This window comes from Rhizobium sp. M1, assembly GCF_002531805.1.
Taxonomy (GTDB): domain Bacteria; phylum Pseudomonadota; class Alphaproteobacteria; order Rhizobiales; family Rhizobiaceae; genus Rhizobium; species Rhizobium etli_C.
On the sequence record NZ_NWSW01000040.1, the window covers coordinates 32,893 to 45,550 of the forward strand.

General features: G+C 61.7%; 14 protein-coding genes. 4 read left to right on the forward strand and 10 right to left on the reverse strand.

Features of this window, described 5'->3' with window-relative positions; all coding sequences use genetic code 11:
- The first annotated feature begins 44 nt into the window (after positions 1-44).
- Positions 45-1,292, forward strand: a complete 1,248-nt coding sequence (locus CO655_RS28615; protein WP_097667580.1) for an FAD-binding oxidoreductase — start codon at positions 45-47, stop codon at positions 1,290-1,292.
- Here the strand turns inward: CO655_RS28615 and CO655_RS28620 are convergent.
- From CO655_RS28620 to CO655_RS28645, 6 genes are all read right to left on the reverse strand, one after another.
- Positions 1,282-1,821: a gluconokinase gene (locus tag CO655_RS28620; RefSeq protein WP_097667581.1), complete on the reverse strand. Its 540-nt coding sequence runs from the start codon at positions 1,819-1,821 to the stop codon at positions 1,282-1,284. The genes CO655_RS28615 and CO655_RS28620 overlap by 11 nt on opposite strands.
- Before the next feature lie 27 nt (positions 1,822-1,848).
- Positions 1,849-2,802 (reverse strand): peptide ABC transporter ATP-binding protein, encoded by a 954-nt coding sequence (locus CO655_RS28625; RefSeq protein ID WP_085741836.1) that lies wholly within the window; start codon positions 2,800-2,802, stop codon positions 1,849-1,851.
- Positions 2,799-3,815: an ABC transporter ATP-binding protein gene (locus CO655_RS28630; protein ID WP_097667582.1), complete on the reverse strand. Its 1,017-nt coding sequence runs from the start codon at positions 3,813-3,815 to the stop codon at positions 2,799-2,801. The genes CO655_RS28625 and CO655_RS28630 overlap by 4 nt, the downstream gene beginning before the upstream one ends.
- Positions 3,815-4,705, reverse strand: coding sequence for an ABC transporter permease subunit (locus tag CO655_RS28635; RefSeq protein WP_097667583.1), 891 nt, complete (start codon positions 4,703-4,705; stop codon positions 3,815-3,817). The genes CO655_RS28630 and CO655_RS28635 overlap by 1 nt, the downstream gene beginning before the upstream one ends.
- 9 nt (positions 4,706-4,714) lie before the next feature.
- On the reverse strand, positions 4,715-5,719 hold the full coding sequence (locus CO655_RS28640; protein WP_097667584.1) for an ABC transporter permease subunit: 1,005 nt from the start codon (positions 5,717-5,719) through the stop codon (positions 4,715-4,717).
- Positions 5,720-5,806: 87 nt separating this feature from the next.
- The gene (locus tag CO655_RS28645; protein WP_097667591.1) at positions 5,807-7,402 is read right to left on the reverse strand and encodes an ABC transporter substrate-binding protein; all 1,596 of its coding nucleotides are present in this window, start codon (positions 7,400-7,402) and stop codon (positions 5,807-5,809) included.
- Here CO655_RS28645 and CO655_RS33630 point away from each other — a divergent pair.
- Complete coding sequence (locus CO655_RS33630) at positions 7,401-7,733, forward strand: hypothetical protein (RefSeq protein WP_141514373.1); 333 nt, start codon at positions 7,401-7,403, stop codon at positions 7,731-7,733. The two genes, CO655_RS28645 and CO655_RS33630, sit on opposite strands and share 2 nt — an antisense overlap.
- A 2-nt stretch (positions 7,734-7,735) precedes the next feature.
- Here CO655_RS33630 and rirA read toward each other — a convergent pair whose 3' ends face one another.
- Both rirA and CO655_RS28655 read right to left on the reverse strand, forming a co-directional pair.
- Positions 7,736-8,218, reverse strand: coding sequence for an iron-responsive transcriptional regulator RirA (gene rirA / locus CO655_RS28650; protein ID WP_097667585.1), 483 nt, complete (start codon positions 8,216-8,218; stop codon positions 7,736-7,738).
- A 282-nt stretch (positions 8,219-8,500) separates the two neighbouring features.
- The gene (locus CO655_RS28655) at positions 8,501-9,997 is read right to left on the reverse strand and encodes a CoA-acylating methylmalonate-semialdehyde dehydrogenase (RefSeq protein WP_097667586.1); all 1,497 of its coding nucleotides are present in this window, start codon (positions 9,995-9,997) and stop codon (positions 8,501-8,503) included.
- A 171-nt stretch (positions 9,998-10,168) separates the two neighbouring features.
- On the opposite strand from CO655_RS28655, the gene CO655_RS28660 reads away from it, so the two are divergent.
- Both CO655_RS28660 and CO655_RS28665 read left to right on the forward strand, forming a co-directional pair.
- Positions 10,169-10,483: a putative quinol monooxygenase gene (locus tag CO655_RS28660; RefSeq protein WP_097667587.1), complete on the forward strand. Its 315-nt coding sequence runs from the start codon at positions 10,169-10,171 to the stop codon at positions 10,481-10,483.
- A complete protein-coding gene (locus CO655_RS28665; protein WP_097667588.1) occupies positions 10,480-11,361 on the forward strand; it encodes a LysR family transcriptional regulator in 882 nt (293 codons plus the stop codon). The genes CO655_RS28660 and CO655_RS28665 overlap by 4 nt, the downstream gene beginning before the upstream one ends.
- Here the strand turns inward: CO655_RS28665 and CO655_RS34035 are convergent.
- Together CO655_RS34035 and CO655_RS28675 are read right to left on the reverse strand one after the other, a co-directional pair.
- The gene (locus CO655_RS34035; RefSeq protein WP_097667589.1) at positions 11,358-11,525 is read right to left on the reverse strand and encodes a hypothetical protein; all 168 of its coding nucleotides are present in this window, start codon (positions 11,523-11,525) and stop codon (positions 11,358-11,360) included. The genes CO655_RS28665 and CO655_RS34035 overlap by 4 nt on opposite strands.
- A gap of 35 nt (positions 11,526-11,560) precedes the next feature.
- Complete coding sequence (locus CO655_RS28675) at positions 11,561-11,998, reverse strand: DUF4174 domain-containing protein (protein WP_097667590.1); 438 nt, start codon at positions 11,996-11,998, stop codon at positions 11,561-11,563.
- Positions 11,999-12,658 lie beyond the last annotated feature (660 nt).

A 12,658-nucleotide genomic window follows, 5' to 3' on the forward strand; every position in this document is an offset into this window, starting at 1 on the left:
GGCGGGAGCATTTTCACCCCGACAACAAAGCGGAATGCAGGGGAATGACGAAAAACGCGATTGTGCTCGGCGCCGGTATCGTCGGTGTGTCAGCGGCCATCCATCTTCAGCGGCGCGGCCGGCAGGTGACGCTGATCGACCGCAAGGATCCGGGCAGCGAAACCTCCTTCGGCAATGCCGGGCTGATCCAACGCGAAGGTGTCGCGCCCTACGGCTTTCCCCAGCAGCTCGGTCTTCTCCTGCGCTATGCGCTGAATAACCGCATCGATGCGCATTATCACCTCAGCACGCTGCCGAGCCAGCTCGCCTTTCTCGCCCGTTACTGGTGGAATTCCAATGCCCGGCGCCACGCGATCATCACCCGTGCCTACGCGCCGCTGATCGAACATTCGATCGCCGAGCACAAGGATCTGATCGAGGCGGCAGAGGCGCAAGCGCTGATCCGCAGGGATGGCTGGATGAAGATCTTCCGGACTGAGGGCAAACGCAATCAGGCCTTCGCGGAGGCCGCACTCTGGCAAAGTGAATTCGGGGTGGACTATGACAGCCTGACCTCGGCCGATATCGCCCGCATGGAGCCTGACGTGACAGGCGATTTCGCCGGCGGCATCCGCTGGCGCGATCCCTGGTCGGTGCTTGACCCGCATGCGCTGACATCGGCCTATCGCCGTTATTTCGAAAGCCTCGGCGGCCGCTTCGTCACAGGCGACGCCGCCTCCTTCGGCCCGTTCGGCTCGGGCTGGAAGGTCATGACGGGGGAAGGCGCGCTCGAAGCCGACGATGCGGTGATCGCGCTCGGCCCCTGGTCGGCGCTCGCAACACGCCGGCTCGGCTATTCCTTGCCGCTCGGCGTCAAGCGCGGTTATCACATGCATTATGCCGTCAAGGGCAATGCCGTGCTCAACAACTGGGTGCTCGATGCCGAACGCGGTTATCTCCTGGCGCCGATGCGCCGCGGCATCCGCCTGACGACGGGCGCGGAGTTCGCAACGCTCGACGCGCCGAAGACGCCGGTCCAGCTCGACCGGGCCGAAGCCGTGGCCCGCACGATCTTCCCGCTCGGTGACAGGCTCGATCCCGAGCCATGGATGGGCGCGCGACCGTGCACGCCCGACATGATGCCTATTATCGGCAAGGCGCCGCGCCATCAGGGCCTGTGGTTCGCCTTCGGCCATGCCCATCACGGGCTGACGCTGGGGCCGGTGACCGGCCGCGTGCTGGCCGAGCTCATCACCGGCGAAAAACCGTTCATCGATATTGCGGCCTATTCGCCGCAGCGTTTCAACCCGTGACGCCGAGAGCGGCAAGCCCTTTCAGGGCCGTCGCCGCGATGCCTTCCACCGTGTCGTCAATATCGACGGTGACAACGCCTTGCTCGCCTGTCGGCACCTCGAGCGTCGCCAGCTGGCTTTCGAGCAGCGAGACCGGCATGAAATGGCCCTTGCGCTCGCCCATCCGTTTGGTCAGCAGCGCCTTGGAGCCTTCGAGGTAAACGAAAAACAGGTTGCCGCCGGCCGCAGCCCGCAGCCTGTCGCGATAGATGCGCTTCAGCGCCGAGCAGGAGACGATGATGCCCTCGCCTTTCTCCAGCGAAGCCTTGATGTCTTCGCCGATGCGGTCGAGCCAGGGCATCCTGTCCTCATCGGTCAGCGGAATGCCCTTCGACATCTTCTCGACATTGGCGGCCGGATGCAGCGCATCGCCTTCGACGAAGGCAAGGTGCAGGGCTTCCGCGAGCTTTTCGCCGACCGAGGATTTGCCACAGCCGCTGACCCCCATGACGATAATCGCATGAGGTCTTTCCCTCCGCTCACCCGGCATGATCCCTCCGAGACTCCGGCTTCCCGCTCAATCGAGCGGGAAGTGACAGGCATATTTTTGCGCACCTTCTCCACTTAATTCGGGAGAAACCTGACGGCAATAATCCTGCGCCTTCCAGCAGCGCGGATTAAAGTGGCAACCGGACGGCGGCTTCAGCGGCGACGGCAGCTCGCCTTGGAGCCGGATGCGGTTCTTGGCGCGCTCGGGGTCGGCGATCGGTGTCGCCGACAGCAAGGCCGCCGTATAGGGATGGCGCGGCCGGGCGAAGACCTCGGCGGCGGGACCGGTTTCGACGGGGCGGCCGAGATACATCACCATCACCTCGTCGGCGATGTGGTGGACGACGGAGAGACCGTGCGAGATGAAGAGATAGGCAAGGCCCATCTCCTTCTGCAGGTCCATCAACAGGTTCAACACCTGCGCCTGGATCGAGAGGTCGAGGGCCGAAACCGGCTCGTCGAGCACCAGTACCTTCGGCCGCAGCATCAGGGCGCGGGCGATGGCGATGCGCTGGCGCTGGCCGCCGGAGAACATATGGGGATAGCGGCCATGGTGTTCCGGACGCAGGCCGACACGAGCCATCATCTCCTCCACCTTGCGGCGGCGGGCGGCGGCATTGAGATCGGTGTTGATCTTCAGCGGCTCTTCGAGGATCGAGCCGACCTTCTGGCGCGGGTTGAGCGAGCCGTAGGGGTTCTGGAAGACGATCTGCACCTGGCTGCGCAGGCTGCGGTCGCCGATGCGCGCAGGCTTGCCGTCGATCAGCAGTTCCCCGGCCGTCGGATCCTCGATCATCGTGACCAGGCGGGCGAGTGTCGACTTGCCGCAGCCGGATTCGCCGACGACGGCGAGCGTCTTGCCGGAATGGAGGCTGAAGCTGACGCCGTTCAGCGCCTTGACGGTGGCGTCGGCTTTGAAGAGACCGCGGTTGACGGTGTAGAAGCGGGCGAGATCCCTGCCCTCGAGAACAGCGCCTGTCATACCAGGTCTCCTGCAGTTTCAGTGGCCATGACGCCGGGATGCCCGAGCGGCTTGCCGTCCTTTAAAGGATAGTTGCACAGTGCCAGCCCGAGCTCCGGCCCCTGGCGCACGACACCGCGATCGCATTCGACCGTGGCGTAGCCGCAGCGCGGCGCGAACAGACAGCCTGTCGGGCGGCCATGCTGGCCGGGCACGACGCCGGCGATCGAGGGAAGACGCTGGCCGACTTTGGCCCGCTCCGGCAGCGCGGCGAGCAGGGCTGCCGTATAGGGGTGGTGCGGATCGCGGAACAACGCCTTTACCGGCTGCTCCTCGACCTTCTGGCCGGCATATTGCACCTGCACGCGCTCGGCGGTTTCGGCAACGACACCCATATCGTGGGTGATCAGCACCAGCGCCATGCCCTGCTCTTTCTGCAGGCGCACCAGCAGATCGAGGATCTGCGCCTGGATCGTCACGTCGAGCGCGGTCGTCGGCTCGTCGGCGATCAAGAGCTTCGGATTGCAGGCGAGCGCCATGGCGATCATCACGCGCTGGCTCATGCCGCCCGACATCTGATGCGGGAAGTTCGACAGCCGATCTTCCGGCGCCGGAATGCCGACGAGGTTCAGGAGCTCGATCGAGCGTTCGCGGCGCTCCTTCCGGTTAAGGCCCATATGGACGCGCAAGGTCTCGCCGAGCTGGAAGCCGACGGTAAAGCACGGATTGAGGCTCGACATCGGCTCCTGGAAGATCATCGCCATGTCCTTGCCGACGATCCGCCTGCGCTGGCGGCCGGAAATGCCGCGCAGATCCTGGCCGTCGAACCGCATGCGATCGGCGGTGATCTTCGCCGTCCAGGGCAAAAGCCCCATCAGCGCCAGCATGGCGACGGATTTGCCCGAGCCGGATTCGCCGACGACCGACAGAATCTCACCCTTGTCGCAGGTGAGCGATACGCCGTCGACGGCGCGGAAAAGACCGGAAGAGGTCTGGAACTCGACGGTCAGATTTTCGATTTCGAGAAGTGGCATCACGACCTCTTCAGCTTGGGATCAAGCGCATCGCGCAGGCCGTCACCCATCAGGTTGATGGCGAGGACGGTGATGAGGATGGCAAGACCCGGGAATGTTACGACCCACCAGGCGCGCGAGATGAACTCGCGGGATTCGGCGAGCATCGTTCCCCATTCGGGTGTCGGGGGCTGCGCGCCCATGCCGAGGAAGCCGAGGGCGGCGGCATCGAGGATGGCCGCCGAGAAGGCGAGCGTCGCCTGGACGATCAGCGGCCCAAGACAGTTCGGCAGGATCGTCTTGAACATCAGGCGCAGCGTGCCCGCGCCCGCAACACGCGAGGCGATCACATATTCCTTCTCACGCTCCGTGATGACCGAGGCGCGCGTCAACCGCACGAAATGCGGCTGGTTGACCAGCGAAATCGCGATCATCGCATTGGTCAGGCCCGGCCCCAGCACGGCGACCAGCACGAGGGCGAGCAGCAGTGACGGGAAGGCCAGGATGATGTCCATCAGGCGCATGATCGCGGTATCGATCTTGCCGCGGAAATAGCCGGCGACCAAGCCGATCAGAACACCGCAAACCACCGAAAGTGTCACGACCACGACGCCGATGAACAGCGAGAACCGTGCGCCATAGATCAGCCGCGAGAGGATGTCACGGCCGACAGCATCCGTTCCGAGCGGAAAGGAGGCGCGGCCGGCCTCCATCCAGGCAGGCACGGCGAGCAGCACCTCACGGTTCTGCTCGTTCGGCGCATGCGGCGCGAAGACCGGAGCGAAAACCGCAACGACGAGAATGATGACGAAAACAACGAGGCCGATGACGGCGCCCTTGTTGCGGGAGAAATAGTGCCAGAACTCCGCAGCGGCGGATGGCTGGCCGGTTTTGACGGTGACCGTGCTCATGGACCGCTCCTAGTAACGAATGCGCGGATTGATGAAGCCGTAAAGGACATCAACAATCAGATTGACCAGCATGATGACGCCGGCGATCAGCAGAAGGCCGCCCTGGACCACGGCGTAATCGCGCTTAAACACCGAATCGACCATCCATTTGCCGATGCCCGGCCAGGAGAAGATCGTCTCGGTGAGGATGGCGCCGGCAAGAAGAACGCCGATCTGCAGGCCGATCGTGGTGATGACGGGGATCATCGCGTTGCGCAGCGCATGCACGCCGACGACGCGCAACGGCTTCAAACCTTTCGAGCGCGCCGTGCGGACGTAGTCCTCGCCCAGAACCTCGAGCATCGCCGAGCGCGTCTGGCGCGCGATGACGGCAAGCGGGATGGTTGCGAGCACGATGGTCGGCAGGATGAGATAGCTGACGGCCGAGGCGAAGGCGCCCTTCTGGCCCGACAACAGGCTGTCGATCAGCATGAAGCCGGTCACCGGCTTGAAGAAATACATCAGCGAGATGCGCCCGGACACCGGCGTCCAGCCGAGATAGCCGGAGAAGAAGATGATGAGCAGCAGGCCCCACCAGAAAATCGGCATGGAATAGCCGACCAGGGCGATGCCCATCACGCTTTGATCGAACCACGTGCCTCGCTTGACGGCTGCAAAGACGCCGGCGGGCACGCCAAGACAGACCGCGAGGATGATGGCGCAGAAGGAAAGTTCCAGCGTTGCCGGAAACAGGGTCAGAAACTCGCCGAGCACCGGGCGCTTGTTGACGATCGAGGTACCGAGATCGCCTTGCAGCACTTTTCCGAGATAATCGAAATACTGCACATACATGGGCCGGTCAAAACCGAGATCGTGCATGATCTGGGCGTGCCGCTCCGGCGCCATGACACGTTCACCCGACAGCAGCATGACGGGGTCGCCCGGAATCAGGCGGATGAACGAAAAGGCTATCAGGGAAACGCCGAGGAATGTCGGTATCAGCACCGCGAGGCGGCCGAAGAAAAAACGCAACATGGCAGATGTCCAATAGTTTCCGGCGGTCAGGGGGTGCCTGACCGCCGGCTGCGCCCAGCTCTGCCGGGCATTCTTACATTATTCTTGTTATTCGGATACGTCGACGCCGTCGAAGCGGTGAATGCCGAGCGGATCCATATGGAAGCCGGAGACCTTCTTGCTCATCGGAACGAAGACGAGCGAGTGATCGAGCGTCGCCCACGGGGCTTCCTTCTTGAAGATCAGCTGGGCCTGCTCATAGGCCTTGGTGCGCTCGCCGACATCGGCGGTCATCTTGGCCTTGGTCATCAGGTCGTCATATTCCTTGTTGCACCACTGGGCGCGGTTGTTGCCGCCGACGGCATCGCAGCCGAGCAGCGTATCCATGAAGTTGTCAGGATCGCCGTTGTCGCCGGTCCAGCCGAGAATGACGGCGCCGTCGCGCTTCACGTCGGAGGAGAGCTTCAGATATTCGGCCCATTCATGGGTGACGATCTCGACCTTGACGCCGACCTTGGCGAAGTCGGCCTGGATCAGTTCGGCGGCGCGGCGCGCGTTCAGCATGTAGGGACGCGACACCGGCATCGCCCAGACCTTCATGCTGAGATCCTTGACACCAGCATCGGCAAGAGCCTTCTTGGCTGCATCAGGATCGTATTTTTCGTCCTGAACGGCGTCGTTATAGGACCACATGGTCGGCGGGATCGGGTTCTTGGCAACGGTGGCCGCACCCTGGAAGACGGCATCGACGATCGCCTGCTTGTTGATCGCCATGTTGAGTGCGCGGCGAACCTCCGGCTTGTCGAAGGGCGCCATCTGGGTGTTGTAGGCGAGATAGCTGACGTTGAGGCCGGCCTGCTCCTGAACGACCAGATTTTCATCCTTCTTCAGTTCCGGAACGTCGGCGGCATTCGGATAGGGGATCAGGTGGCATTCGCCGGCCTTCAGCTTCTGAGCGCGGACAGCTGCATCAGAGGTGATGGCGAAAACCAGATCGTCGATCTTTTCCTTGCCCTTGAAATAGGTTTCGTTCGCCTTGTAGCGGATGACGGCATCCGGCTGGTAGGCAACGAAGGTGAAGGGACCGGTGCCGAGCGGCTGCTGGTTCAGCTGCGCCATCTTACCGTCGGCGGCAAGCTTGTCGGCATATTCCTTGGACACGATCGAAGCGAAGTCCATGGCGAGGTCGGCCAGGAACGGCGCTTCCGGGTGGTTGAGCGTGAACTTGACGGTCAGGTCATCGACCTTCTCGACCGACTTGATCAGCTCCGGGAAGCCCATGCCGGCGGCGTATTCGTAGGAGCCGCCCTCGACGTACTTGTTCCACGGATTGTCGGACTTCAGCTGGCGCTCGAAGGAGAACACGACGTCATCGGCGTTGAAATCGCGCGTCGGCGTGAAGAAGTCGGTGGCCTGGAACTTGACGCCGGGATGAAGCTTGAAGGTGTATTCCTTGCCATCGTCCGAAACGCTCCAGCTATCGGCCAGACCGGGTTCGATCTCGGTGCCGCCGTGCTTGAATTCGACGAGGCGGCTGTAGACGGTGCGCGACGACGCGTCGAAGGTCGTCCCTGCCGTGTAGAGGCTCGGGTCAAAGCCTTCCGGCGAGCCCTCGGAGCAATAGACAAGGGTCTTGGACCAGGCCGACGTCGCCATGACCGAAATCAGGGCCGTCGCTGCCAGCATGACAGAGATCTTTTTCATGATATTTGTTTCCCGGTTGTTCTTTTTTGATGTCTGGAGACCGCAGATAGGCATCCCGATCGACGGTCGATGGAACGACATTTATCTACTGAAAGCAACGGGCTACGGAGAAAATTTTTCCAATTGGACAATTTTAGAAATTTTCGGTCAAAAATCAGCCTCAATTGGAAATATTTGGATAAAAATCAGCGGAATTTCGGCGCATTTTGGATATTGCACCTCCTCAGCTGCGCATTATGACCATTTCCCGCATCCGCGCCGGCGAAAACGCCGCAAACAAAAACCGCGGCTGCCGGGGCAACCGCGGTTTTACAAGTCTGTTCTGCTGTGAATTCAGGCGGCCGGGACGACGATCGCGGGCTTGCGGTAGTCCTGCTCGCCGGTCAGTCCAAGAAGGAAATTGATCTGCGGACGCGCCTTGACGAGATCGTCGATGGTATATTCCGAAAGCACGGCGAAGAAGGCGTTGAGCGCCTTGCGCAGCGCCGAATTCAGGCCGCAGCTGTCGACCAGCGGGCACTCGACCATGCCGTCATCCTCGAAGCATTCGGCCATGGCGAAACTGTCTTCCGTCACCCTGACGACGTCGAAGAGGGTGATATCGGCCGCCGGCTTGCCGAGCCGCACGCCGCCATTGCGACCGCGCACCGTCTCGACCAGTCCCGCCTTGTTCAGCGGCTGGAGGATCTTGAAAAGAAAGAGCTCGGAAACGCCGTAAGCCTTGGCGATTTCCGGGATGCGGCTCAGCTGCCCGTCGTTGGCAGCACAATACATCAACATGCGAACCGCATAGTTGGTCTGCTTCGTCAACCGCATGCCATTCTCCTGACTCGTGCCTGTTCAGACCTATATAGGCGGTTTGGTAGTTTTGAACAATTCCAAAATATGAAATTCGCATTCAGCTTATGAGGCCATTTGCCGCAACGTCAATCGTGCCGCAGTATCCGGTCATATTCCAGAATTGCCTGCTTGCGTTCGGGCTGCCCGGATGGGTGGAGAGCGTACTGTGCGGGAATGATCGCCGAGCTTGGTTTCCAAGACATCAAATAAAACGGGGGCCGAAAGGCCCCCGAATTGCAGTTCGATTGTTCGCGCGGATCACTTCATCGTCGGCATGACGAATTCGGCGCCGCTCTTGATGCCGGAGGGCCAGCGGGCGGTGACGGTCTTGGTCTTGGTCCAGAACTTGATCGAGTCCGTGCCGTGCTGGTTGAGGTCGCCAAAGCTCGAGGCCTTCCAGCCGCCGAAGGAGTGGTAGGCGAGCGGAACCGGGATCGGAACGTTGATGCCGATCATGCCGATATTGACACGCGAGGCGAAATCGCGGGCGGCATCGCCGTCACGCGTATAGATGGCGACGCCGTTGCCGTATTCGTGCTTCATCGGCAGCGACAGGGCTTCCTCGTAGTTCTGGGCACGAACGACGGAGAGGACAGGTCCGAAGATCTCGGTCTTGTAGATGTCCATCTCGGGCGTCACATGATCGAACAGGCAGCCGCCGACGAAATAGCCGTCTTCATAACCCTGGAGCTTGAAATCGCGGCCATCGACGACGAGCTTGGCGCCTTCCTCGACGCCGCGGTCGATCAGGCCGCGAACGCGGGTATAGGCGTCCTTGGTGACGAGCGGGCCCATGTCGGCCTTGTCGTCGGTATAGGGGCCGATGCGCAGCGATTCGATCTTCGGCGTCAGCTTCTCGACGAGGCGGTTGGCGGTGTCCTCGCCGACCGGGACGGCCACCGAGATCGCCATGCAGCGTTCGCCGGCCGAACCGTAGCCGGCACCCATCAGCGCGTTGACGGCCTGATCCATATCGGCGTCCGGCATGATGATCATGTGGTTCTTGGCACCGCCGAAGCACTGGGCGCGCTTGCCGTTCATCGCTGCCGTGCCGTAGACGTAGCGGGCAATCGGCGTCGAGCCGACGAAGGAGACGGCGCCGATATCGGGATCGGTGAGGATCGCGTCGACCGCACCCTTGTCGCCGTTGACGACATTGAGGATGCCGGCCGGCAGTCCGGCCTCGATCATCAGTTCGGCAAGACGGATCGGCAAGGACGGATCACGCTCGGACGGCTTCAGGATGAAGGCGTTGCCGCAGGCGATCGCCGGCGCGAACATCCACATCGGGATCATGCCGGGGAAGTTGAAGGGGGTGATGCCGGCGCCGATGCCGACCGGCTGGCGGATCGAATACATGTCGATCGCCGGACCCGCACCTTCGGTGAACTCGCCCTTGGCGAGATGCGGAATGCCGCAGACGAATTCGCAAACTTCCAGGCCGCGGATGACGTCGCCCTTGGCGTCCTCGATCGTCTTGCCATGCTCCTTGGAGAGCATTTCGGCCAGTTCATCCATGTGCTTGTTCAGAAGCTCCACGAACTTGAAGAAGACGCGGGCGCGGCGCTGGGGATTGGTGGCAGCCCATTTCGGCTGCGCGGCCTTGGCGTTTTCGACGGCGGCGCGCAATTCCGCGACGCTTGCGAGTGCGACGGTCGCCTGCACTTCGCCGGTTGCCGGATTGTAGACATTGCTGACGCGGCCGCTGGTGCCGGCGACCTGCTGGCCGCCGATGAAATGTCCGATCTCACGCATGGATGTTCCTCCTGTTTGGATGGCCTACAATCGCACTTCAATTTGCACAAATCAATGCGCTGATATAAGCAACCGTTGTGCGCATATTGTAGCTCGATTGTTGCATCGGGTGCTGATATTCAAACTTGGCACCCCATTTGAACAAGTCAAACCCAAGGAGAGGTCGAGCCGATGAGCCGGGAACCTGTCGTCAGAATGGCGGAGCTGAATATCGATCCGGCCAAGCTTGAAGCCTACCGCGCCTTGCTTACAGAAGAAATCGAGGCGTCGCTTGCTCTGGAAGACGGCGTTCTCTCACTCAGCGCCGTTTCCCTCCGGAACAATCCAAACCTGATCCGTATCCTCGAGGTCTACGCGGACCAGGAAGCCTATGAGGCCCATCTGCGGAGACCGCATTTCCTCAAATATAAGCGGGAGACGGCGGGCATGGTGACATCGTTGACGCTCATCGATGTCGATCCGATTGTCATGCGTGTCAAGCCATGAACTGGGACGATGTCCGCATTTTCCTTGCCGTCGCCCGCACCGGGCAGATCCTTGCCGCTTCGAAGCGATTGGGGCTCAATCACGCCACGCTTTCACGGCGGCTGACGTCGCTCGAAGAGGCGTTGAAGACGCGGCTTTTCGTCCGCCGCACGAATGGCTGCGAGCTGACGGCCGAAGGCGGGGTCTTCCTGCACGCCGCCGAGCGCATGGAAACCGAAATGCTGGCAGTGCAGGCCAATCTCGGCCACACCGACACGGCAATCGCCGGCACGGTGCGCGTCGGCGCGCCCGACGGCTTCGGCGTATCGTTTCTAGCGCCGCGCATGGGCAGGCTGATCGAGCGCCATCCGGCGTTAAAAATCCAGCTGGTGCCGGTGCCGCGCTCCTTCTCGCTGTCGCAGCGCGAGGCGGATATCGCGATCACGCTGGAGCGTCCCGAACAGGGCCGCCTCGTTTCCTCCAAGCTCACCGACTATACGCTCGGCCTCTATGCCTCGCGCGATTATCTCGCCCGCCACGGCAGGCCTGGCGATGTCGAGGCGCTGAAGGCGCATCCGCGCATCGGCTATGTCGAGGACCTGCTCTTCACCGCTTCGCTGAACTTCTCCGGCGAGGTGATGCGCAGCTGGGACGCCAGTTTCGAAATCTCGACGGCGATCGGCCAAACGGAGGCGGTTCGATCCGGCGCCGGCATCGGCATCCTGCACGATTATATCGCCCGGCAATATCCGGAACTTCAACGCATCCTGCCTGACATCTCGATCCGCCGCGCCTATTGGACGACCTATCATGAAACGGCGCGCGACCTCGTGCGCGTCCGCAGTGTCGTCGACTTCCTGCAGGAACTCGTCAGCGCCGAACGGCAGATTTTCCTTTAACTCCCGGAAACGTGTTTGGCCGGCTCATCGTTCTCATCCGGATTGGGAACAGGCGCTTCGTCGGGGAGCCGGTCCGGCTCCGGTTCGGTGATCGGCGGCACCGGCTTCCAGCCGGGTGCCGGCATCGGCGGCTGATCGGGAATGGGTTCGTTGGGCACGGACATGACCGCCTCCCTTCATGTTTGCGATGTTCGTCGGGCTATTTGTCCGCCTTCAGCGTCTCGGCAGCGCGCATCGGCATGCTGTCAATAATGGCGAAGAGCTCGCCATTGGTGATCGGCTCGCTAACCTTGAGCTTCACCGTGCCGTCCTTCCCAAGAAGAAAAGCGGCGAATTCTCCCGCCTCCGGCCCCTCGAGATCGTGGCGGATCGCTTCGCCGTCAAGGCCATCGGCAGCGCCGAAAAGCGGCCGGACATTAGCGGCCGAGACCTTCAATATCACCATATCGCGCTCATCGAGCGCCGCGCGATCAGAAAGCAGCTGGTTTTCCTGGCGCGCCGCGCGGGCATTGTCCCTGTCGGCAAAAACAACGAAGACACGGTTCCTCCACTGGAAGGCAGCCAAGCTCTCGACCGGCGCGTAGGCGCTGTTGGTCTCATCGATTTTCGTCGCGCCGTAGAGAAGGGTTTTTGACATGCATATTCTCCCGTTAATCTGGAGAACGGTGCGGGTATGGCATGGGTTCCATCGAAATGACGGGAAGGAGGTTTCACCTCAGAGGTGGCGCGGTCGAGTACGGTCGGACACGACGCTCTCCTCCAGTTAGTGTTTGGCGACATGGTTCTTGGGCGGACCATTTGCATTTCCGGGATTCAGCAGTGGCGCTATCGACGCGCTCGTGGGCGTGGGATCACGTCAACTGTACTGCATTGACCGAAATTAACGAGAGGGCTGGGCCTGTCTCCTGCCCCGCTCTGAGGATGCAGAGACTCACCGTCTCTGGCTGGGAAGGCGGGTTCGGGCCTTTCACTGCTTTATAATCTTGGGCGGACCCATTCTGCTCATATTGAAGATTCCTATGCTCGGTGACAGATCTGTCGGCGGCCGGACCAGGTTGCCCTTCCTGAAGAGCAAGGCTCCGACCTAGTGCCGCACCAGGAGCGCTCAAGGGCTAGTCGCATTCGCGCGTTTCTGCAGTGCTATTTCCGGGAGAACCTCCTACAGAGCATCGCACAGTCGAGGTAGGTGAACGGTCGCCGGTATCTCTTTTTTGTTAAACGCCGTTGATATCGACTCCACGGCTGCGGCTGACAGCCCGCTGGCGCCGCTCCGTTATGATCTGCTCGCTGCTCTGCA